Annotated in this window: 17 protein-coding genes and 3 pseudogenes; 9 read left to right on the top strand and 11 right to left on the bottom strand. The window is 39.1% G+C overall.

What is annotated here, in order from left to right:
* Positions 1 to 112: pseudogene (locus BMG01_RS10945) on the top strand (IS30 family transposase); the annotation flags it as partial.
* Between the two features lie 3 nt (positions 113 to 115).
* Here the strand turns inward: BMG01_RS10945 and BMG01_RS05910 are convergent.
* The 3 genes and pseudogenes from BMG01_RS05910 to ulaG form a co-directional block, all read right to left on the bottom strand.
* Positions 116 to 523 (bottom strand): annotated as a pseudogene (locus BMG01_RS05910) (PTS transporter subunit IIC); the annotation flags it as partial.
* Positions 524 to 533: 10 nt separating this feature from the next.
* Positions 534 to 1013: pseudogene (locus BMG01_RS05905) on the bottom strand (PTS sugar transporter subunit IIA).
* Between the two features lie 12 nt (positions 1014 to 1025).
* Positions 1026 to 2099, bottom strand: coding sequence for an L-ascorbate 6-phosphate lactonase (ulaG, locus tag BMG01_RS05900; RefSeq protein ID WP_004914196.1), 1074 nt, complete (start codon positions 2097 to 2099; stop codon positions 1026 to 1028).
* A 209-nt stretch (positions 2100 to 2308) separates the two neighbouring features.
* Between ulaG and BMG01_RS05895 the strand changes: the two genes are divergently transcribed.
* The 4 genes from BMG01_RS05895 to fba all read left to right on the top strand — a co-directional run bounded on the left by BMG01_RS05895 (position 2309) and on the right by fba (position 6221).
* Positions 2309 to 3805 carry a hypothetical protein gene (locus BMG01_RS05895; RefSeq protein WP_004914195.1) on the top strand — a complete coding sequence of 499 codons (1497 nt, stop codon included), beginning with the start codon at positions 2309 to 2311 and terminating at the stop codon, positions 3803 to 3805.
* Positions 3802 to 4617, top strand: a complete 816-nt coding sequence (locus tag BMG01_RS05890) for a Cof-type HAD-IIB family hydrolase (protein ID WP_004914193.1) — start codon at positions 3802 to 3804, stop codon at positions 4615 to 4617. The genes BMG01_RS05895 and BMG01_RS05890 overlap by 4 nt, the downstream gene beginning before the upstream one ends.
* 155 nt (positions 4618 to 4772) lie before the next feature.
* Positions 4773 to 5339 carry a hypothetical protein gene (locus BMG01_RS05885; protein WP_004914191.1) on the top strand — a complete coding sequence of 189 codons (567 nt, stop codon included), beginning with the start codon at positions 4773 to 4775 and terminating at the stop codon, positions 5337 to 5339.
* A gap of 3 nt (positions 5340 to 5342) precedes the next feature.
* Positions 5343 to 6221 (top strand): class II fructose-1,6-bisphosphate aldolase, encoded by an 879-nt coding sequence (fba, locus tag BMG01_RS05880; protein WP_004914187.1) that lies wholly within the window; start codon positions 5343 to 5345, stop codon positions 6219 to 6221.
* Positions 6222 to 6288: 67 nt separating this feature from the next.
* On the opposite strand, the gene BMG01_RS05875 is transcribed toward fba, so the two are convergent.
* The 8 genes from BMG01_RS05875 to BMG01_RS05840 form a co-directional block, all read right to left on the bottom strand.
* Positions 6289 to 7002, bottom strand: coding sequence for an ABC transporter ATP-binding protein (locus BMG01_RS05875; RefSeq protein ID WP_004914185.1), 714 nt, complete (start codon positions 7000 to 7002; stop codon positions 6289 to 6291).
* Positions 6999 to 7784 (bottom strand): ABC transporter ATP-binding protein, encoded by a 786-nt coding sequence (locus BMG01_RS05870; RefSeq protein ID WP_036068787.1) that lies wholly within the window; start codon positions 7782 to 7784, stop codon positions 6999 to 7001. The genes BMG01_RS05875 and BMG01_RS05870 overlap by 4 nt, the downstream gene beginning before the upstream one ends.
* A complete protein-coding gene (locus BMG01_RS05865) occupies positions 7756 to 8730 on the bottom strand; it encodes a branched-chain amino acid ABC transporter permease (RefSeq protein WP_036068786.1) in 975 nt (324 codons plus the stop codon). The genes BMG01_RS05870 and BMG01_RS05865 overlap by 29 nt, the downstream gene beginning before the upstream one ends.
* On the bottom strand, positions 8730 to 9608 hold the full coding sequence (locus BMG01_RS05860; RefSeq protein WP_004914179.1) for a branched-chain amino acid ABC transporter permease: 879 nt from the start codon (positions 9606 to 9608) through the stop codon (positions 8730 to 8732). Before BMG01_RS05860 ends, BMG01_RS05865 begins: the two co-directional genes overlap by 1 nt.
* 48 nt (positions 9609 to 9656) lie before the next feature.
* Positions 9657 to 10835 carry an ABC transporter substrate-binding protein gene (locus BMG01_RS05855; RefSeq protein ID WP_004914177.1) on the bottom strand — a complete coding sequence of 393 codons (1179 nt, stop codon included), beginning with the start codon at positions 10833 to 10835 and terminating at the stop codon, positions 9657 to 9659.
* Positions 10836 to 11239: 404 nt separating this feature from the next.
* Positions 11240 to 12178 carry an AEC family transporter gene (locus BMG01_RS05850; RefSeq protein ID WP_036068785.1) on the bottom strand — a complete coding sequence of 313 codons (939 nt, stop codon included), beginning with the start codon at positions 12176 to 12178 and terminating at the stop codon, positions 11240 to 11242.
* Positions 12179 to 12332: 154 nt separating this feature from the next.
* Positions 12333 to 15701, bottom strand: coding sequence for a BspA family leucine-rich repeat surface protein (locus BMG01_RS05845; protein WP_004914169.1), 3369 nt, complete (start codon positions 15699 to 15701; stop codon positions 12333 to 12335).
* A 146-nt stretch (positions 15702 to 15847) separates the two neighbouring features.
* Positions 15848 to 16471 carry a carbonic anhydrase family protein gene (locus tag BMG01_RS05840; RefSeq protein ID WP_004914166.1) on the bottom strand — a complete coding sequence of 208 codons (624 nt, stop codon included), beginning with the start codon at positions 16469 to 16471 and terminating at the stop codon, positions 15848 to 15850.
* Positions 16472 to 17071: 600 nt separating this feature from the next.
* On the opposite strand from BMG01_RS05840, the gene dnaA reads away from it, so the two are divergent.
* The 4 genes from dnaA (at position 17072) to recF (ending at position 21518) form a co-directional block, all read left to right on the top strand.
* The gene (gene dnaA, locus BMG01_RS05835) at positions 17072 to 18418 is read left to right on the top strand and encodes a chromosomal replication initiator protein DnaA (protein ID WP_036068693.1); all 1347 of its coding nucleotides are present in this window, start codon (positions 17072 to 17074) and stop codon (positions 18416 to 18418) included.
* 230 nt (positions 18419 to 18648) lie between these two features.
* Positions 18649 to 19782, top strand: coding sequence for a DNA polymerase III subunit beta (gene dnaN / locus BMG01_RS05830; protein ID WP_004910729.1), 1134 nt, complete (start codon positions 18649 to 18651; stop codon positions 19780 to 19782).
* 180 nt (positions 19783 to 19962) lie between these two features.
* Positions 19963 to 20412, top strand: coding sequence for a S4 domain-containing protein YaaA (yaaA, locus tag BMG01_RS05825; protein ID WP_004910727.1), 450 nt, complete (start codon positions 19963 to 19965; stop codon positions 20410 to 20412).
* Positions 20394 to 21518, top strand: a complete 1125-nt coding sequence (recF, locus tag BMG01_RS05820) for a DNA replication/repair protein RecF (RefSeq protein WP_004910725.1) — start codon at positions 20394 to 20396, stop codon at positions 21516 to 21518. The genes yaaA and recF overlap by 19 nt, the downstream gene beginning before the upstream one ends.
* Positions 21519 to 21539 lie beyond the last annotated feature (21 nt).

Here is a 21539-nt window from a genome sequence, read left to right as displayed (position 1 = left end):
TAGCGCCAAAGAATTAGATCAAATTAATCATTGGATCAATGCGAGACCAATGAAAACACTCAACTGGCAATCACCACGAAAGGTTTTTCAGCAGTTTGCAGTGTTCGGTTAATTCTTGCAATCTACCATATTTAGAAAATCTTACTAATAAAATATTAAAGACAAAGGCGATTAGCAATAGAATCATAACGTCGCCAAATGAACGGCCAAACGTTTTTTCTAATCCATCTGTCACAGCATTTTGACCAAAGTAAGGATCAATCACTGTTGCCGTTAAATGAAAGCGGTCTTTCAGTCCTGTTAGTATCGGTCGGAAACTTGTTACCAGTCCGTTTGATCCAACAATTAAGATCATGTAACCAATCGTGGCTTTTAGAAAACCAGCCAAACTTTCATACCACGGCTTTTTCTCTAACATGTAACCAATCAAGACAATGAAACCAATCATGTAGGCTGGTTGAGTCAAAATGTTATTGGCAAAAAATTCCCAAATAGCTAATATTCCTGCGAATATATTATTCATCATGCTCTCCTCATTGTTCAGCAGGGATTTTATCAAATTGATTCATCACTTGAACGAAATCGTCCATTGATTCAACATCTGACAACGCTTCAATCACACCATCTGTCATCAATAACGACATTAAATTTTGAATATTCTCTAGGTGTTGCTTTTCATCCTTAGCTGCTAGCGTGAAAAATAGCTTCCCTTGTTTTTCAACATTGCCATCTTCAAACGAAACAGCTTCATTAAATTTGGTGAAACTAATACCTGTTCCTAAAACACCCGGTCCCGTAGCTAATGCGTGTGGCATCACCACACCAGGTACAATGACAATATAGGCGCCATTGTCTTCAACATTTTTAATAATTTCATTAATATATTGCTCGGTAATAATTCCCTTTTCTTTGAGATTTTCACCCGCAACACGCAACGACTCCCGTCAACTTGATGGCGTGTCATGGTAAATTCTTACCAAGTCGTTGTCGTAAAAGTAATTAAGCATTGTCATTTTGATTACTCCTTATAAGAATGAAGGGAATGGCACATCATTATCTTTTGAAAAGACATCTGAGAAGCCACGATCATAATGATATTGAATCTTGTTTTGATCTTCTGGGAAAGTGTAACTACCACCAACACGCCATACAAATGGGTGGAATTGATAGTTAAGCGTGTCTTTTTTCATTTCCCATAATTTAACGATTTCTTGCGGATCAGCGTCGAAATTTGACCAAATATCATAATGTACAGGAATCACAACTTTGGCTTTCAGGTCCTCGGCTGATCGCAAAACATCAATTGATGTAACTTTATCCGTTATGCCACGCGGATTCTCACCATAGTTAATAATTTCAACATCAACATGATTCTCATTGCCATGTTTAGCAAACATATTTGACATATGCGAATCGGCGGCGTGATATAGATTCCCACCAGATGTTTTAAACAGATAATTGACAGCAATTTCGTCCATATCTTGTGGTAGCGAATCTTTGATTGTGACATCGTTATCGACGGTTAATAGTGCTGTTCGATCAAAAGCTTCCAAAGCCTTGATTGTAACCGACTTCACGGTCACTTCATCTCCTGGGTGAACAACAATTGTGCGTTCTTCAGGAACTCCCCAACCTTTCCAAATATCAACAACCGCTTGAGGACCAATAAATTTCGTTTCTGGACCACTATTTTGTAACACAGCCGCTGCTGTATTGATGTCTAGGTGATCTGAATGGATATGTGTCACCAATAAGGCATCGACATTTTTAACAGCATAAGGATCAATAACGAATGGTTGTAGACGTAAGTTCGGTTGCATCTTTTGCACGCCACTCATCCTCATCATTTGATGTCCTTGTTTCATCAAACCTGAACCATGTGTTTGCTTACCAGTACCATTCCATAGGTCAACTAGAATATTGGTGTCTTCATGTGTCTTCAACCAAATACCATTATTGGCTAACCACCACATCCGGAAATTCTTTTCGGGTACTTTTGATTGTTCAATTTCTTCATTTAACCAAGTACCCCATTCTGGGAATGTATTCTGAATCCAATTTTCTCGTGTTGCCTCTTGAATTGTTGTTGCTTTTGCCATTTCTTTAAACCTTCTTCCAAACTTTTTTAAAATGTATGCGCTTACATTTGCTGGTACAATTACATTATGGTTGAGAATTAAAAAAATAAACAGTCCCATTACCTCACAATGAAAATGCTTGAATGAGACTGTAATCAATCACTTGCTCATTGTAAAATCAAAGTGAATATACGTTTTGGAAAGGAACACTAATTATGAGCGTACCAAATATGAATTACACCACATTCATTAACTACATAGCCAATCAAGATCTGCTCCCAAATGTTCAAACGATGTCTAACCGACTCAATTTATCTAGTCGTAAAATCTATTACTTATTACAAAGCGCCAATTCTGATTTGCGTTCATCAAATCTACCCTTTTTGGCACCAAACACCAGAATTACACAAAGCCAAATTGCCGTTTTGAAAGCAAAATTATCTCATGTTCCTTCAGATGATTATATTAATTCCTATGAACGACAACTGATTATTGATATTTGTTTGGCACTACCACTTAAAAAATGGACATTATCTGCTTTCCAAACATTATTTTCTGTCTCTAGAAATACGGTTCTCCGTGATATATCAGATCTCAAAAAGCGAGAGACATTTAAACCAGTTTTTTCGAAAAAATCAGGTTTTGAGTTTTCAGAACCGTTGTACGACTCATTCGTGCATGCCTATAACGGCCTAGCCTTACTGCAAAGTCATAAGAATGCACTATCGTATTTTATACGGTCACTGGATAAACACATACCTTACTCAAAATTTTTATTAATCAGCGAAAAATTGAAAAACATGTATCAAGATTCTCTAGGCAAAAAGATATCAATTTCCAATGCTTTAACGTTAACTATTTTTTCAACGCTTGCTTCGCTGTATAGTGAACTAGATCCTATTGCACAGGAAAGTTTATTTACATCCGCTGACGTGGTTTCTTTTACCAAACGCAAAGAAAACGATATTATCAATGACTTCTCAATGATTACCAAAACAAATTTTTCATTAGATATGCCAGACGCCGTCAAATTATTTCTAACCTTGCAACTACTGAGTGTGACGAAAGAACAGGATAACCATTTCAGTGCGCGTGCCTTTCAAGATCTTTTAGTTGTCAGTCATGAAATCGTTAAAGCTTTTGTCCTCACTTCAGATATTAAGATCAGTCAAGCTGATCAGGAAGTTTTAACACGCAAAATACAAACACAGCTCAAGCCCTTTTGGTATTCATCTAAGTACCAAAGTATTACCGTGTATGACTACTTATATCACAATGAAACCTTTGAAAAATACGTCACCGACGCACTGAGTCAAATCACTAATCGATCACTGTATCAACGTTTATTCCCTTTTGGACTGCTAACCGATCAGATTAGCATTCTAGCAATGATTTTTTACAATTTTAGCTTGTCACACGAAAAAATTCATAAATTACACATTTTGATGGTGACATCGCTCCCAATTTATAGTCAAAATCTTTTTGAAACATTAATCAAACGTAGTAGTTCTGCACCATGCGAACTATCAATTGTCTCGCTTAATGATTTTGAAAACTCGTCAAATGAACCCAATCAGTTTGATTTGATTATTACGGAATCGACTGAAATTGCGACGAAACAACCTACTTTTCTGATAGACAGTGAGCTGTCGGATAGTGAGTTTGACCGACTAAAAATGGTAATATCTCAAATTAACGTTACCAAGAAAGAGGAAAGCCTAACATGACGCCAAAATTAATTGCCTTGGATATGGACAATACATTGCTCAAATCCGACCGTACGCTATCACACAAAAATGCTACGATTTTGAAAAAATTACATGATGATAACCATCATATTGTTTTAACAACCGGTCGCCCATTTCCAAATGTACAACCCTTCTTAACACAACTAGATTTAAGCAAAAATGATGACTATGTCATCTTGTTCAATGGTGGTGTGGTTAAAAATATTAGTACAAATGAAACACTCTTAAACAAGCGTTTTATGCTTAGTGATATGTCTGAAATTTTCAATTTAATCCATAATCTTAAATTACCTATTGATATTGTTTGTCCAGAAATTGTCTATTCTATTGCAGACTTTGGACAGTCTAACTATGTTAACTTAATTGGTAAACTGCTGCATTATCAGCAAGTTAGTATCACTGATTTGCCAACAACGTTAACATTTAACAAATTTGTCGTCTGCGAAACAGAAGACAAATTGAACTATCTCGAAAATATTCTTAATCACACACCTGTGTTAACCAAGAATATTTCATTTACAAGATCTCGGCGAACGCTGCTAGAATTTGTACCTACCAACGTCAGTAAAGGCGCTGCACTCAAAGTGTTACTAAAAAAATTATCCCTAACTTCAAAAGATTTGATTGTTTTTGGGGATGAGGCTAACGATCTATCCATGTTTAAACTCGCCACTGTATCAGTAGCCATGGCTAACGCTATTCCACTAATTAAATCGGCAGCCACGGATATCACCAGTAGCAATGAGGAAGATGGTGTCGCAACATTTTTATCATCCTACTTCAACCTCTAAAACTATCACACAACGCATTCACAAAAAATCAAATGTATAAAATTGGTATACATTTAATTTTTTTATTCTGACGCTGTATAATTTTGTCTATTCCGAAAATGTAAGCGTTTTCAACAAAGGAGAATACTATCATCAAACTTAAATTATTCATTGATATGGACAACACTATCGTTGATACCTTGCCTGTATTAAATGCCGAAAATGATAAGCCGCATCTATATCAGTTTAAAAAACCAGATCAAATTCCTGGCATTTTTCGAAATTTACCACCTTTACCTGACGCTATTGATAGCATTTATGCCCTGTCTAAATACTATGATATGTACATTTTATCAACAGCGCCTTGGCAAAACCCTAGTGCTTGGGAAGATAAAATTAGTTGGTTAAATGATTTCTTTGGCAATCAGCCAGATAGCCCATTTTATAAAAAAGTTATTCTGACACACCAAAAAAATTTGAATAAAATTGCTGGTGCCATTTTGCTAGATGATCGTCCCTATCATGGTGCGCATGATTGGGATGATCCCGAATTAGATTCATTTTGGTTACAATATGGTCACGATAAAGAATTGGTATGGTCAAAAAATCTGGTTAATTTTTTAATTGAAGTTGCCAAATCCAATCAGGACTCAATTCGCGATAAAATTTTTTCAGTTAATAATAATTATCACTATTCACTCCATCAAACGGATCAAACATTTAAAAAAGAAAGTTGGGAATAACTCATGACAATCGTTTCTGGTAAAGAAATCGTTCAAACAGCACGTCAACAAGGCTATGCCGTCGGCGCCTTTAATACAAATAATCTTGAATGGACACAAGCCATTCTGCGTGTTGCACAAGCAAAACAAGCTCCTACCATCATCGCTGCTTCGATGGGTGCCATTAAATATATGGGTGGTTTTGAAACCGTTGCTCATATCGTGCGCGACCTTGACCAATCATTTGGCATTACTGTCCCCATTGCCATTCATCTCGATCATGGTGATTACACTGCCGCTAAAGCTGCCATCAAAGCTGGCTTTACATCAGTTATGTTTGATGGGTCACACTTACCGTTAGCAGAAAACTTAGAAAAAACACGTGAGATTGTAGCGTTAGCTCATGAACAAAATATTTCAGTTGAAGCTGAAGTAGGCAGTATTGGTGGCGAAGAAGATGGTATCATCGGCACTGGTGAAATCGCGCCTATCGACGATGCGGTTGCCATGATACAAACGCAAATAGATTTTTTTGCAGCAGGGATTGGTAACATTCATGGTCGCTATCCAAAAGATTGGCAAGGGCTAAACCTCGCTCACCTCAAAGACTTAACAACTACTTTAGATAATATGACACACAGTCAGGTACCATTTGTCTTGCATGGCGGCTCTGGTGTCCCAGATGATCAAATTAAAGCAGCTATTAGCATGGGTGTTGCCAAAGTCAATGTGAACACTGAAGCCCAGCTGGCATTCCATCAAGCGCTAAGAGACTTTATTTTAACTGATCAAGATTTGATTGGTAAAAATTACGATCCTAGGAAACTATTAGCACCCGGCGTCACGGCCGTAGAAACGAGTTTGGCAGAACGTCTGGCTGTTTTCGGTGCTTCATCACACTAAAAAAAAACGCTAACACAATCATTACTGTGTTAGCGTTTTAGATATCGACTGACACGCCACTATCGCGTCAACCGCCCAAATAAGCTTTTCTCACATCGTCTGAAGCCAGTAATTCAGCACCAGTACCAGTCATCGTAATTTGACCACTTTCTAAAACATAGCCACGATCGGCAATCTTCAACGCTTGATTAGCATTTTGCTCAATTACTAAAACTGTCACGCCCTGTGCATTGACAGTCTTGATAATATCAAAAATTTTTTCAATAAATAATGGCGCCAATCCCATTGACGGTTCATCTAGTAGCAATAACTTCGGCTTAGCCATTAGCGCGCGTCCCATTGCTAACATTTGTTGTTCGCCACCAGATAAAGTTGCTGCATCTTGATTACGCCGCTCCTTTAAAATTGGAAATTGGTCGTAAATCAGCGCGTATTCTGACTTCAAATTAGTGCCTTTATCACGTGTAAAGGCACCTAATTGCAAATTTTCTTGCACTGTCATGCCAGCAAAAACGCGTCTACCTTCTGGTACTTGGGCAATTCCGCTAGACACAATTTTTGCTGAATCCATCCCTAAAATATCTTGATTTTGAAAATTGATGTGCCCAGAGGTCGGTTTGGTTAAATTTGAAATAGTTCTCAAGATTGTCGTTTTGCCAGCGCCGTTTGCGCCAATTAACGACACAATTTCATTATCATGCACAGTAAAATTGACATTTTGTACAGCTTTGATTGCGCCATAACTGACATTTAAATTTTCAACAGTTAACAATGCACTCATGTATCGTTTTCTCCCAAATATGCGCGGATGACATCGGCATTTTGCTGTATTTCTGCCGGTGTCCCGCTTGCCAATAATTTACCGTATTCCAGCACATACAATCGCTCACTCACCGCCATGACCAAATTCATATCATGCTCAATTAGGATAATGGTCATCTTAAATTCCTGTTGCACTTGTTTAATAAGGCGAGTCAAATCCGCGGTTTCTTGAGGATTCATCCCCGCAGCAGGTTCATCCAAAAACAAGATTTTTGGTTTAGTCGCCAATGCTCGAACAATCTCTAAGCGTCGTTGCTGCCCATACGGTAAGTTAGTAGCTAAAGTATCCTGAACACCCAACATATCAAAAATTGACAATAATTGACGCGCCTCATTTTTTAAAGTCGCTTCATGCTTGTAAAAAGATGGCAGTCGCAATATCGCGTCCCATGTGTGGGCTCGAGTATGCGAATTCATTGCAATCATAACGTTTTCCAAAACCGTACGGCTTTCAAATAAACGGATATTTTGGAACGTCCGCGCAATGCCCAATCGTGCTCTTTTAGCCGGTGATTGCTGATTCACTATGGCTAACTTTTGACCATCAGACAAGGCCACATCGCCCTCGGTTGGCCGATAAACGCCGGTCAACAGATTAAATAATGTCGTTTTACCTGCGCCGTTTGGACCAATTAAACCAATTAATTCATTTTCGGAAGCTTCAATATTGACGTGATCAACTGCTGTGACACCACCAAAGCGAATACTTAAATCATGCGTTTTCAGTATGGTCTGTGTCATGTCCATCTCCTCCATCAAATAGCCATTTTTTTAAAGATAATTCACGACTGCCAAAAATGCCTTGCGGTCTGATTAACATCACGACAATTAAGATAACGGAATAAATAACCATACGTAATGAACCAAAATTTTGTAACAATGTGTCTAAAATACCCAAAGCAATAGCCGTAATTACCTTGCCGCTCATTGACCCAATCCCGCCGATGACAATGATGATTAAAATCATAATACTTTGCATAAATGCATAGTCTTTAGGCGCAATAGATTGAATAAAACTTGCCCGTAAACTACCAGCCATAGCTGCAAACAAGGCGCCCAATACAAAGGCGATAACCTTATATTTTGTCGTATTAATACCTAATGATTCAGCAGCAATTTCATTGTCTCGTACTGCAATAATCGCTCTTCCCGGCATACTACGGACAAAATTAACCACAATAATTAGCGTGATAACCGCTAAAATATAGACCAATTGCCAACTAACAAACGGCGCAATACCAAAAATACCGGCTGGTCCGTTAGTAATTTTTAAGTTCATAATGACAATACGAATGATTTCTGCAAATCCTAGCGTTGCAATCGCTAGATAATCACCACGTAAACGTAAAGTTGGTATCCCAACGATTAAGGCAACGATACCACTCACAGCGATACCAGTTACCATGCCTACAATAAAGCCCATAACACCGGGCATAACTGCCATAATTAGGGCCGTTGCATACGCCCCAATCGCCATAAATCCGGCGTGGCCTAGCGAAAATTGCCCCGATATCCCCACAACCAAATTCAAACCCAATGCCGCAATCACATTGATGCCGATCAACACAATCGTTGTGACGCCATAATGTCCGATTAAGCCAACCATTTGTGCCATGAAAATCAAAACGAAGCCCATGGCAGCCATTGCTGCCCACGACAATGTGTATTTAATATGCGTTTGATCCATTACACCTTCTCCCGCTTGTTTTTACCCAAAATACCAGTCGGCTTTATCAACAAAATAACAATTAACATCGCATACACGACGGCGTCTTTATAAGCAGAAAACGAAGTCGCTTGTACCATTGTTTCTAATATACCGATCAGCCAGCCACCAACGGCGGCTCCGGGAATAATACCGATACCACCCAAAACAGCTGCAACAAAGGCTTTCAACCCCGGTGTCATGCCCATCAAAGGATCGATGCTATTGTAATAAAGTCCAATCAACACACCACCAGCCGCAGCCAATGCTGATCCAATGGCAAAAGTAAATGAAATCGTGTGATTAATATTGATGCCCATCAAAGTTGCAGCATCAGGATCTGCTGACACCGCCCGCATTGCCCGACCCATCTTAGTGCGTTTGACAACATACGTTAGCAATAACATCAACACGACTGATGTCACGGCAATGATGAGTTGAATGTTGGACACTTGAATCCCATAAAAATGGTATTGCACAGTCTTAATAGCTTGCGGAAAAGAACGTTGATCAGACCCATATAGGTACGTCATGCCATTTTCCAGCAAAAATGATATACCAAGCACTGAAATTAACACCGCTATCCTTGGTGAATGACGTAGTGGCCGATATGCAATATATTCAATCAAAACCCCAATCACCGCGCTGACTGCCATCGCCAAAATCAAAGCAATGAAGAAATTTAAGTGTAGCACTTTGATAAAAAAATAACCGAAATAGGCACCAAGCATATAGATATCGCCATGTGCAAAATTAATTAATTTGATAATACCGTAAACCATTGTGTAGCCTAATGCTAATAACGCATAAACGCTGCCTAACATCAGTCCTTTGATTACTTGCTGAATGAAAAGTGTCATTTTAACCTCAAAATTTGATCAACACGTCAACTCTGTGTAACGCTTGAATTACTTCACGACCACAGCAGATGACTCTTTACCATTAGTCATGCCAACCATCACCATTGACTTCACCGGATTATGGTCTTTGTCAATCGACATCTTTCCCGTAACGCCTTCAAAATTCTTCAAATTTGCCAAACCTTTGGTAATCGCCGCCTTACTTGTTGAATTTTCATTTTCAATTGCTGCTTTAATCATGCGAACCGAATCATAGGCCAAGGCTGTAAACTGTGATGGCTCTTTGCCATAGGCTTTCTTGTAGGCTTTTGCAAATGGCGTTGCCACTTTGGTTGCCGGTGCATCAACTGAGAAATGAGCAGCATAATAAACATTACTTGTATTTTTGTTGCCCGCAATCTCAGCAGTTTTAGGATCACCAATACCATCAGGACCAATAACTGGCACATTAATGCCCATATCGCGCATTTGCTTCAAAATGGCACCACCTTCAGTATAGTAACCATTGATAACCACAGCATCAAACTGCTTATCTTTTATCTTGGTCAAAACAGCTTGAAAGTCCTTGCTGCCTTCTTGATAGGACTCAACGTCAACAACCTTGCCCTTATATGCTTTCTTGAACGCAGCTGTAATGCCTGTCCCATAATCTGAGGAATTATCTTGGAAAATAACGACATTCTTGGCTTTCAAATTTTCAGTCGCAAATTGTGCCATCTTTGTGCCCATAAACGAATTCTTATATTGGGCTCGGAAAACATAAGGCTGAACTTTTCCATTTTTTTGTATCGTAATATTATCAGCGCCGGCAGTTGGTGAAATCATTGGCGTCTTCCCTTGTGTCGCGACTGGGACTGCTGCTTGAACGCCTGATGTGATAACAGGTCCTACAATTGCACTCACTTTTTCATTGTTAATCAAGTTGCTTGTCACTGACGCTGTTTCTGTATTATCCGTCTTGGCATCTTTATTGATAATCTTAAATTTGTAGCTTTTACCCTTAACCTTGACACCACCATTAGCATTGATTTGCTTGATGGCAAAATTAGCCCCATCTTGCTCGGCTTTACCATACGAAGAGGCGTCACCTGATGTGTCAAATACGCCACCAATTTTAATTACAGTCGATGATGATGCCTGATCTGACTGACGGTTCATTACCCCATATCCAATAATGCCGCCAACTGCGACGACAAATACTGCCCCAACAATTACAATTTTTTTCATTCTTCCTTCTCCAATTCTCTTCTCTGCGTACCTTCTTTTTCGCAAATAAAAAACCCATGAATATCAAAATTCATGGGTTTAAATCGTTAATCATGATAATAGACATACTCATCATTTCAACACCCATGAAAACTGATTACCAGTTAGTCATGAGCGCGAAAAACCTCGTCATGACTTACAGCATGAGGAGGAGAAGGAGGGCTTGAGATGAGATTTGTGTTTGATTCATGTTTTGCATGATGTGTTGCCTCCAATTTCTTAATATTTAATATCATACAAGACGCACAAAATATTGTCAACAACTAATAAGATGAGAAAAGTTATCATTTCAAGTTGATTTAACACGCTTGGACGTCCTGAACAGCTGTAAAATCTACTGCTATCGCCTGCTTATATCATTTGAGTTAGTTAATAATCGTCATTAAAATTGGCACGACAACCAAGCTCAAAAGCGTCGATTCTGTGACCATAATGGCTGCATAATCCGCATCCGCACCGTACAAACTAGCAACTACTGGCGCATTAGTCATCACAGGCATTGCCGACTGCAAAATAAAGACTTGCTTCATCAAGATTGGTACATCAGCTTTCCACAGCAATACAAACATCACCATTGGCGCTAAAATAAAGCGACCAAACAAGATACCAAGACTATATTTGTTCACTTTTAGGTTATGCAATCCGGCACGTTGCACGGCTATACCAATGAAAAACATAGATAATGGCACCGTTAAACTACCCACGTATTGTAAATCAGAGGCAATAAATGTGGGTAATTTAATTTGGAAAACAACCAACAACACACCTAAAATGAATCCCAACAACGGTGGTGAAAATACTTTTGCTAGAGTTGTTTTGATATCAAAACGCCATTCCCCTTCACCATCTCGTTGAATTAAATAAGTGCCCAGTGTCCAAAAGAAGGTCGTGTTAATCATGTAGTAAACCAACACATATGGCAAACTTTTAGTGCCAAACAGCGCCATGTTGATGGGTAGACCAACAAACACCGTGTTTGAATTAAAAAACATGGACTGGAACAAACCACGTCTGTTTTTACGAATTGCTAATATGCGTGCAAATGCCACAGAAATTGCAAATAAGACCAACATTGAAATGATTGGAAATTTAATATCTGGTAGCAAACGTCCTAGCTCATCTTTAGTAAAATCTTGCGTGATGGTATTCACCATGTACATTGGCAAAGCCACTTGTGTGACAATACGTGCAATGATTTGTCCACTTTTGTCGGTAAACCACTTAGCACTCGCCAATGAATAACCAATGGCAATCATCACCAAAATTACTAAAACACCCTGTATACTTTGAAAAAAAACAGCCAAAACATCGCCTCTTTAAAATGTGAGATTTAAATTAAAAACATTCACATGTTATCATATCATTTACTGTTCTCATTTGCATCTGTTAATTTTAAAAACTCATAAAATTCTGCATCTAAACAAAAAGCAGTGAACATTTGCCCACTACTTTTCGACGTTACGGCGTCTCGCTCAACGTCCATGTTAATTCTGATTCTAGCTGTTTGCCAAGCAATGCTGTATTAAGCACAGTGCTTGGGTTCAACCAAATGCTGAAGTTTTTGGTTGTGTCATGATTAAAAGCAATATTCTTGGTCGCAGTCGCTGATGTGCCCGACCAGAAACTGCTAGCACTCGTTGATAAATCACTAGTGCCATATTTAATCTTCAAGTTTGACTTAGCAATCGTAGCTGATTCACCATCAGTTATCCAGTCGCTTGTTTGCGCCACGGTAACATTATACGTTGTAATGTTATCTAAATCTTCTAAGGCTACTGAACCAGTTGTCATGTTGGTTGCCAGAGGGCTATTGCCATTAAAGAAGTCACTGGCTGCTAACGTGCCAAATGTAAGTGATGAAATTGTATCAATCGCAGGCGTTGATGCCTCTGCTTTGTTAGCCCAGACATAAGTCACTGGTTCTGTTCTATCAGCGTACATTTCTGTCGTTGTGACCATTGCACCCTTAGGATTAAATTCTGTTCCTGTGCCAACAATTTGCCAACTAGCAGCAGTTGTTGTGTAGCTTGTACCCGGAATCGTTGTACCGGCTGCTGGGGCGGATCTGAAGCTAGGATGAGCAGCGAATTTAACGTTCGGTCCTAGGGTGATTTTCCAGAGATCAAAAGTATTAAAGAACATAGAAACAACCGCAGGACTAGATGTACTCCAATTTGAAATATCCAAAGTCCTTAACCGTGTGGCCTGATAGAACATATAATTCATATTAGTGACATTTGTGACATCCCAATCACTCAAATCCAAACTGGTCAACCTACTAGTGTCACTGAACATAGAACTCATATTAGTGACATTGGTGACATCCCAATCACTCAAATCTAAACTGGTCAACCCACTAGTGTTACTGAACATAGAACTCATATTAGTGACATTGGTGACATCCCAATCACTCAAATCTAAACTGGTCAACCCACTAGTGTTACTGAACATAGAACTCATATTAGTGACATTGGTGGTTTTAAAATTAGTCAACGTTAAGTTGGTTAATGCTGACATAGAACCAAACATGGCATACATGTCCACGGTACTTGCACTCCGACCAACACCCCAATCGGTGAGGTCCAGTGTTGTTAACGAGTCCGCGTCATAAAACATATATCTAAATGATAACACCTCAGTCACATCCCAGTCTTGTATGTCCAGACTTGTCACACCGCTTTCTTCGAACATATTATTCATCCTAACAACATTGGTAGTCTTAAAGTTCGTCAGATTTAAATCTGTCAAAGTAGTAGTATAAGCAAACATCCCACTCATGGCTACATTTGTTACGTTACGTGTTACTCCCCAGTTAGACAAGTTTAAGCTGGTTAAATTTTCGGCCCGACCAAACATAAAAGCCATACCAGTAACGTTACTTACATCCCATTCACTGAAATCTAAGCTTGTCACACCACTTTTCCAGAACATATAATTCATGTTGGTGGCATCAGTACTCTTAAAATTCGTCAAATTTAAATTATTAAGAGCACTCGTTTCCGTAAACATATAGGTCATGTTTACATTGGTAGCTGTGGGGAGATCCCAACAATTCAAAAAGCTGATTGTGCTGCATTTTGCTCTATCAAACATATACGAAAAACTACTCACAGTATCAAGATTCCAATTGTCGTCAAGCACTACTGCAGTAACGGTGCTGTTTGCAAACATACTAGCCATAGTTGTTATATTTTTCGCTGTTGTGTTAGTAATATTTAAGTTTGTTAATTCAGTGGTCGTAGCAAACATACCACTCATATCGACTGTTGTAGCAACGTCCCCAATATTCCATTCACCAAGAGTCAAAGTTTTCAACTTACTACCTCCGAACATACTCTTAAAAGTTGTTACTTTTGTGACATCCCAATCACTTAAATCTAAACTAGTCAATCCTACTTGCGAGAACATATTTGACATATTTGTCACGTTTTTTGTTTGAAAATTAGTCATATCCAAATTTGTTAAACTAGTCGCATTAAACATACCTGCCATTTTAACGTTATTAGCAGTGCGACCAACACCCCAACCTGATACATTCAGGCTTGTCAAGCTTGTACTACTAAACATATAAGTAAAATCAGTTACTTTTGTCACATCCCAATCGCTCAAATCCAAATTTGTCAATTTGACGCCGTAAAACATTTGATACATATTAGTGACATTAGTGGTTTTAAAGTTCGTCAGATTTAAATCAGTCAAACTACTAGTGAATTGAAACATCAATGACATATCCACACCTGTTGCAGTTCGTGCTCCTCCCCACCCCGATAGATTTAATGCCAAAAGGTTAGCAGCGCCGTAGAACATGCCATAAAAATTATTAACTTTTGTCACATCCCAACTATTAATGTCTAAACTAGTTACACCGATACAACGAAACATCAATGACATATTTGTCACGTTTTTTGTTTTAAAGTTACTGAGGTTCAAATTAGTAAGTTTACTTGTTGTAGAACTCCAAAACATATATGACATGTTAACCGTAGTTGCCGTTCGACCATCTCCCCAACCTGATAAATTCAATGTGGTTAATTCTAGCGTAGCATAAAACATATACGCAAAAGTCGTCACTTTATCAACATTCCAGCTACTCAAATCTAAGCTTGTCACACCACTACCTCTGAACATATAAGACATGCTTGTCACGTTACTGGTAACGAACGTACTCAAATCTGGTGTTGACAAAGCAGTAGTCTGATAAAACCAATATGACATGGAAGTCACAGAGGAAGTATTAAAATTATTCAAATCAATTAACTCGCTTAACTGGGTCAAGTTAGCAAACAAATAGGTCACAGCCGTTGGCGCAACAACACCACTTTCAAACTGAATGCTTGTGACGTCTGCCGGTGTCACACCCGCATTAGTTAAATTATTGTCAATACGTTCTGCTAGCGTACCCGCCCCAAAAACCAACAGGCCAGTATCAGAATCAAAGGTCCAAGTGGAATCACCGTTGGTGTTAGTTGTAATCGCTTTTGGTGCTTTATTTTTGGCAACCGGTTTCTGGCTATCAGTGGCTTCAGGCGCTTCTTTGACTTCAGCTTCTGACACCCCACTATCTTCAACCGGTTCCTCCGCTGTTTCAGGCTCATCTACTTCTGGATCTGATGATGGTTCCTCAGAAGATGGCTCACCAACATTAGCGTCCACACGTTGAATGAGTTCCTGCAAGTCAGAACGTCCCTCATTTGGCAAACGCATTTTAGTTGTTGTATTGCTGTCATCATGGTCCGCTAATTGCGAAGCAGTAACTGCTTGAACAGGTCCAGTAAGTGTTAATATTGTGATTAAAATTATTAAAGTTAGTTGTTGTTTTAGACGCATATCTTCACCCCTAACCCTCATTCTACTAGGGGGGTGGAAGATAAGACGACTTTTAAGTGAACAACTTGTGAATTTTGTGAACTCTTTTGTACTTGCCACTCACTAAAAAAACTTACCTAAAATTCGGTAAGTCTGATCATATCGCATTAATTTTTATCATTATAATAAGTAATTGTTCGTTCATTAATCGCTTGAATATCACGGTAATTATCTGGATAGTGGTCGTGTAGCACCGCCTTATCTTCTGATGAAATAGCCACAGGCTCAGTCAACACAAGCCATTGAATATCATGACGAAGTGGTGGTGTTGTGAGTGAGCCAACATAGTGGAAATAACTATGATCATCTGGCAACAAACGCATCAATGTTGCCGAATTGACCTGATTATCATAGATATTCTGAACAGCACCAGTTGTTACATTGGCACTAACATCCCCAAAACTAGCCAATACTAAGGTTTGATCCTCATGTTGAAAAACAAAGTGGGTCTCCACATCATGTCGTTGACCATTCACCAAGTGTTCTGCCCCATCATGAAAGTGAAAGCGTTCGAGTTCCCAAATTTGATTATCAAGGCGTAACTGCCCATGAACTAGGAATTGCTCGCCTATTTCACGATCATCATATTGCACCTTATCTTGGAAAGAAATCTCTAATTGCCCAGTTTTTTGAGGTTGAACCGACTGCGTCGCAATGTCGATTGGTGACTGATAAGCTGTATCATCTGGCTGACGCCAATTTTCTTGTTCTGTATAATCTAAATGCCGCATGTCATTCTCCTTTGCACTATTCTACCATTAAAAGTTTTATTCTCTTACAAAAAATTAAGGGCATTTTTTGCGATATTGTCCCTCTTTTTTTGTCCATTTTTTCACATGCGTAAGACAAGATTTTCAGAAAATCATTTAAAATTTAAAATTCTTAAACTTTTCTTTACATTCACAACCTTATCCATATTTATCCCCTAGGCTGTTGATTCCCAAGGGCTTAGCAATTTTTATAAACAAAGCCCTACACAAGTTATCCACATATCCACAAGTTGTTCACGTTATCATGTGGATATTGTGGATAACCAACCTCGCATATTGTCTTTTCACACGTTTTCCTGTGCATAATCATGTTGATGTGTGGATAACCCACACATTTGTTCGTCTCATTGTCCACATTCGTGCTTTTTGGTTGTCCACAACTGTTGATATTCTCTAAAGTTGTCGTTACCCTGTGGAAAACTCGTTTTCTTATTGTTATAATTATCTTTGCTACTGCTTCTAAACTTTTAGAAACACAGTCAGTTCAATCCATGATCGACGCTAAATCTAACCAGCGTTTGATCGTCATTTTTGACTTGAACGCTTTTAGGAGAGAGATACGTGACTAAACCAATCACAAAAGAAGAATTGTGGTCTAAAGTCCAAGCTGAATTTTTCACAAAACTCGGTCGTGTGACTTTTTCTACCTATATAGAACCACTCAAACCCATAACGCTAGAAGATACTAGTTTGACGCTATCTGTCCCAAGCGACATGGCGCAAGATATCATTGATCAGTGGGACCGCGAGTACTCAATGGATTTTGTGCAATTTGCCATGACCATTGCTGATGGCTTTATCAAGCCAGACCTTCAAATTGCCCAACCAAAAACGACAGCTGCTGCACCAACGCTTGATAACTTGCCGTTTACACGGGAATCCGATTTAAATCCCGATTTTACATTTGAAAAATTCGTCATTGGGTCAGGTAATGAAAATGCCTACGCTGTGGCGCGCGCAGTAGCTGATGAACCGGGACAAGTCTACAATCCTTATTTGATTTACGGTGGTGTTGGACTAGGGAAGACTCACTTGATGCAAGCCATTGGTAACGCTTATGCCGCTTCCACGCCGTCAGCACACATCAAATATGCCACGGCTGAAGATTTCTTGAATGATTTCACCGAATCTTTGCGAGCTGGTGATGGGGCAACTGCCGCTTTTAAACAAGAATATCGTTCTGTTGATTTATTATTAGTCGATGATATTCAATTCTGGTCAGGAAAAGAGAAGGTTCAAGAAGAATTTTTCAATACTTTCAATGTCCTCACCAAAAATGGTAAACAAATCGTTATGACTTCTGATAAGTTACCAACGGAAATAGTCGATTTGCAAACGCGATTAACATCACGATTTGAAGCGGGCATTATGATGGACATTCAAAAGCCTGATTTACCAACGCGTGTTGCCATTTTGCAAAACTTGTCTGAATCAGATGGCCTGACAATTCCAAATGATGTATTGGAATTAATTGCTGAAAAGATTGACTCCAACGTTCGAAGTTTGGAAGGGGCCTTTCATAAATTTGAAGCCAGTCTACGCTATATGAACAAGCCAGCAACCAAGGAAACGGCACAACAAATCTTAGGGGACCTGAACATTAATCAAGGGTTCAAAATTACAGTCGAAAGAATACAGCAAGTGGTAGCCGATTACTACATGCAAACGATTGATGACCTCAAAAGTTCAAGTCGCAAGAAGGATTTGGTCACAGCCCGACACGTTGCCATGTATCTCACGCGAACATTAACTAACGAAAGTTTGCCAGATATTGGTCGTGCGTTTGGTGGCCGCGATCATTCTAGTGTGTTACATGCCACCACAAAAATTACCGAAAAGTCAGAAAGTGATCCACGCACAAAAGAAATGCTTGATGCACTAACAGACGAAATTAAAAACGGCAAATAGCACACTTATCGTGATATAGTGGCAATAGGAGAGGCGAGAGGCCGTGTGTATAACTGGTAATAAGTGACAAAGTTTTCCAACAGGTTTGTGAACAACTAATTGCTTACATGTCTTTATTCACATCCCAGTTTTCCACAACTTCCACACCCCTTATTATTACTACTAGATCTTTTATCTTTATTAAGAACATATTGCTGGTATATTGGTGTTAAGTAAAAAGGAGCCTATTTATGCAATTTACAATTAATCGACAAGCATTTATTAAAGCCTTAAATGATGTGTCTCGTGCTATTTCTTCACGGACAACAATTCCTATTTTGACAAATATCAAATTAGTTTTAAATGATGAGGAACTGATTCTCACTGGCTCTAATGCAGATATTTCAATTGAAACAACGATTCCACAATCAGATACAAGTGCACAACTCGTCATTACACAACCCGGTGGCATTACATTGCCAGCAACTTTTTTCACAAATATCGTTAAACGGTTGCCTGCTGACAATATGACACTAGCCATTGATGGCCTTCGAGCAGCTATCACATCAGGTGCTTCAGCCTTTACAATTAATGGTCAAGATGTGCAAAACTATCCACAATTACCTGAAATGGAAGACGTTCAAAGTTTGAGTGTTTCAGCAGCGCAATTAGTCGATATTATTTCCCAAACAAAAATATCAGCTTCAACACAAGAAAGTCGGCCAATTTTAACAGGTATTCATTTACAACTGACTGGGAATAGTGTAAAAGCAGTGACGACCGACTCTCACCGTTTGTCACAACGAATCGTGACATTAACAGGTACAGATGCTGATGTTGATGCCGATGTGATTATTCCGGCTAAGGCTTTCAATGAGCTACAATCACTATTAGAAGGTCAAGATCGTGTCGATATTAAATTAGCGGCAAATCAGGCTGTATTTGACTTGGGACACACAACATTCTACACGCGCTTACTAGAGGGAAATTATCCGGAAACAGACCGTTTGATTCCAACAGAAAGTACAACAGCTATTACGATTGAAGCCAGTGCATTATTAGGTGCTATTGATCGTGCTAGTTTGCTGAGTCACGAAAGTCGTAACAACGTTGTCCAACTATCGCTGAAAAATGGTGCGGCTGTTTTGACTGGCAATTCTCAAGAAGTAGGGCAAGTCAAAGAAGAGTTGGGCGCACAGACAATTGATGGGGACGATTTAGATATTTCATTTAATCCTGATTATGTCCGTGACGCGTTACGTGTTTTCAATGGTAAAAGTGTTGATGTTAAGTTCACAAGTAATTTGCGTCCCTTTACTTTGACACCTGCTGGTGAAACTGACAACAAACAACTGCAACTGATTACACCTGTCCGAACATTTTAATCGGATATAGTCAAATAACCCTTAAAAACTTAAAATTAACCGTTTAACTCAGAATAAACCAACTACCCACAAACGGTCTAAAATCGCTTATATGCAATTTTAGACCGTTTTTTTAAGACTTTGACCTTAAGAAATGGTATAATACTAGATGTAACTACTGTGAAGAAAGCGTGCGCCACTTTGACAACAACCGTACATATAACAACTGAATTTATCACGTTGACGCAACTCCTAAAAGAAGAAAATATCATTTCTTCGGGTGGTCAAGCCAAATACTACTTGATGGATCATCCGGTTTTGCTTAACGGAGAACCAGAAAATCGACGTGGTAAAAAGCTCTACGATCATGATGAAATCGAGATTGAAGGTGAGCGTTATCTCATTGAGTTGGCTGAAAATGTCGACGAACTAATCGCTGAGGCTGACGCACAAAAAGCAGCGCGTGCAGTCAATGCTAAAAAGACCATTCGAGATGATCGTATCAAAGCGCAGAAAGCGGCTGCAGCCAAGGCACGTAAGGAAGCTCGATTTGCAGATATGCGCCGAAAAAATCAAACACGTTCGGGCGGATTTGGTCGACCAAAACGCAATAATCCAAAGGGACCATCTTCATGGAACTCGAGTCGCTAACGCTTAAAAACTATCGTAATTACGGTGATTTGACACTTGAATTTAGTGATGGTGTCAATGTGTTTTTAGGTGAAAATGCGCAAGGCAAAACAAATTTACTAGAAAGTATCTATGTTCTGGCTTTGGCACGATCGCATCGAACCAGTAGTGACAAAGACTTAATTCAGTGGTCTGAAAAGGAAGCAACAATTAGTGGTCGCGTGAAGCGCGCCATTAGTGACACGCCACTCTCACTAAACTTTTCAAATAAAGGTAAAAAAGCGCGCGTTAATCATTTAGAACAAAGCAAGCTTTCACAATACATTGGGCAACTCAATGTGATTTTGTTTGCACCTGAAGATTTGGAGTTAGTAAAAGGCGCGCCAAGTGTTCGTCGCCGATTTATTGACATGGAATTTGGTCAGATGAACCCGCTTTATCTGTATAATACGACACAATATAAGCGCATTTTAAAAGAGCGAAATGCTTATTTAAAACGTTTGCAACTGAAACAAACAACGGACACCGTCTTTTTAGATGTTTTATCAGAACAACTTGTCAATGTTGGGGCGCAAATTTTACTAGCACGTGAGTCATTTTTAAAAAAATTAGAACAAGCTGCGCAACCAATTCATGCTGAAATATCAGATCAAAGAGAAACGTTGCATCTTGTTTACAATAGTTCAGTTAATTTTGATGAAAAGGATGATTTGGCTGGTGTTACAGCGGCCTTTGAAGCGTCGCTGTTGAAACAACGTGCTCGTGAAATTATGATGGGGTCAACACTCTTAGGGCCACATCGCGATGATTTACAATTTATTGTCAATGACAATGATGTCGCTGTCTTTGGCTCGCAGGGGCAACAACGAACCACGGCATTGGCAGTCAAGTTAGCTGAAATTGATTTAATGCAACAAGAAACAGGGGAATACCCCGTATTATTGCTTGATGACGTACTCAGCGAACTTGATGCGAATCGGCAAACCCATCTTTTGTTGGCAATCCAGGATAAAGTGCAAACTTTTATCACGGCGCCATCGTTAACTGATGTGGCACGACAACTGATTCACACGCCTAAAGTGTTTCACGTGAAACATGGTGAAATAACCTTAGAAACGGAAAATTGAAAAGGAGAATGTGTTCGCAGA

Source organism: Leuconostoc sp. BM2 (assembly GCF_002095565.1).
In the GTDB taxonomy this organism is placed as follows: domain Bacteria; phylum Bacillota; class Bacilli; order Lactobacillales; family Lactobacillaceae; genus Leuconostoc; species Leuconostoc falkenbergense.
This window is presented reverse-complemented; position numbering and strand designations above follow the sequence as displayed.

Bases quoted from the DNA above. Each gene is read 5' to 3' on its own strand.
- ulaG (WP_004914196.1), bottom strand. From the start codon at position 2,099: ATGGCAAAAGCAACAACAATTCAAGAGGCAACACGAGAAAATTGGATT.
- BMG01_RS05895 (WP_004914195.1), top strand. From the start codon at position 2,309: ATGAATTACACCACATTCATTAACTACATAGCCAATCAAGATCTGCTC.
- BMG01_RS05890 (WP_004914193.1), top strand. From the start codon at position 3,802: ATGACGCCAAAATTAATTGCCTTGGATATGGACAATACATTGCTCAAA.
- BMG01_RS05885 (WP_004914191.1), top strand. From the start codon at position 4,773: ATGGACAACACTATCGTTGATACCTTGCCTGTATTAAATGCCGAAAAT.
- fba (WP_004914187.1), top strand. From the start codon at position 5,343: ATGACAATCGTTTCTGGTAAAGAAATCGTTCAAACAGCACGTCAACAA.
- BMG01_RS05875 (WP_004914185.1), bottom strand. From the start codon at position 7,002: ATGAGTGCATTGTTAACTGTTGAAAATTTAAATGTCAGTTATGGCGCA.
- BMG01_RS05870 (WP_036068787.1), bottom strand. From the start codon at position 7,784: ATGACACAGACCATACTGAAAACGCATGATTTAAGTATTCGCTTTGGT.
- BMG01_RS05865 (WP_036068786.1), bottom strand. From the start codon at position 8,730: ATGGATCAAACGCATATTAAATACACATTGTCGTGGGCAGCAATGGCT.
- BMG01_RS05860 (WP_004914179.1), bottom strand. From the start codon at position 9,608: ATGACACTTTTCATTCAGCAAGTAATCAAAGGACTGATGTTAGGCAGC.
- BMG01_RS05855 (WP_004914177.1), bottom strand. From the start codon at position 10,835: ATGAAAAAAATTGTAATTGTTGGGGCAGTATTTGTCGTCGCAGTTGGC.
- BMG01_RS05845 (WP_004914169.1), bottom strand. From the start codon at position 15,701: ATGCGTCTAAAACAACAACTAACTTTAATAATTTTAATCACAATATTA.
- BMG01_RS05840 (WP_004914166.1), bottom strand. From the start codon at position 16,471: ATGCGGCATTTAGATTATACAGAACAAGAAAATTGGCGTCAGCCAGAT.
- dnaN (WP_004910729.1), top strand. From the start codon at position 18,649: ATGCAATTTACAATTAATCGACAAGCATTTATTAAAGCCTTAAATGAT.
- recF (WP_004910725.1), top strand. From the start codon at position 20,394: ATGGAACTCGAGTCGCTAACGCTTAAAAACTATCGTAATTACGGTGAT.